Source organism: Sphingobium sp. GW821-FHT02B05 (assembly GCF_059421905.1).
The window spans coordinates 1-1,044 of the sequence record NZ_JBWKVW010000032.1 but is presented as its reverse complement, the minus strand read 5'-3'; the positions used below and the strand labels follow the sequence as shown (position 1 = coordinate 1,044).

Sequence of the window (1,044 nt, the reverse complement as noted above, 5' to 3'; positions counted from 1 at the left end):
TTTTCTAGACGCCTTCTGCTTTCAAAATCTGCTGCCGTTCGAACTGGGCGGGTGACAGCATCCCGTTCCTGACCTGCTTGCGCACCGGGTTGTAGAACATCTCGATGTAATCGAACACGTCCTGCCGGGCTTCCTCGCGTGTTTTGTAGGTGCGGCGCCGAATGCGCTCACGCTTGAGCGAAGAGAAGAAACTCTCGGCGACGGCGTTGTCATGGCAGTTGCCGCGCCGGCTCATCGAATGCTCAAGATTGTGAGCCCGGATGAAGGCCGCCCAGTCCATGCTGGTGAACTGCGAGCCCTGATCTGAGTGGATCAGCACCCGCTGCTTCGGCTTGCGCCGCCATACCGCCATGTGCAGCGCTTGCAGGACCGCATCGGTGGTCTGCCTGCTCTGCATCGACCAGCCCACCACGCGGCGGGAGTAGAGATCAATCACGACAGCCAGATAAGCAAAGCCCTCCAGGGTGCGGATGTAGGTAATGTCGGTCACCCAGGCCCGATCAGGGGCAGCAACGTCGAACTGCCGATCCAGAGTGTTGTCGACCGCGAGGGATGGCTTGCCGCCATAGCTCCCTGGTCGGCGTTTGTAGCCGATCTGCGCCTTGATACCTGCCAGTCTGGTCAGCCGGGCAACGCGGTTCGGGCAGCAGGTCTCGCCCTGATCCAGCAGGTCGTCGTGCAACTTGCGGTAGTCATAGACTTTGCCGCTGTCGTTCCAGGCTTGCCGGATCAACTCTGTCTGCCGAGCATCGTCCTGGGCTCTTTGGCTCAGCGGGTTCTTCTGCCAGGCATAGAAGCCGCTGGGTTGGATGCGCAGGCACCGACACATCGACCGAACCCGGAACTGGTCACGATGCTCGGCGACAAATGCGTATCTCACTTTGCATCCCTGGCGAAATACGCGGTGGCTTTTTTTAGGATGTCGCGCTCCTCGGTCACCCGGGCCAGCTCGCGCTTCAACTGGCGGATCTCGGCATCCTTGCTGGCATCGCCAGACACAACCTTCGCCAGTTGCCGCTTCCAGGCGTACAGCGAATGCTGACT

The 1,044-nt window shown here is 60.4% G+C and carries 1 protein-coding gene; it reads right to left on the bottom strand.

What is annotated here, in order from left to right; translation table 11 throughout:
• Positions 1-4 precede the first annotated feature (4 nt).
• Positions 5-1,044, bottom strand: a protein-coding gene (locus AC07UX_RS21150) for an IS3 family transposase (protein ID WP_495193933.1) whose coding sequence is annotated in 2 segments (ribosomal slippage) — positions 5-906 and positions 906-1,044 — 1,041 coding nt annotated over the 2 segments. Because the reading frame shifts where the segments join, the coding sequence is not laid out codon by codon here. This gene is flagged as partial in the annotation.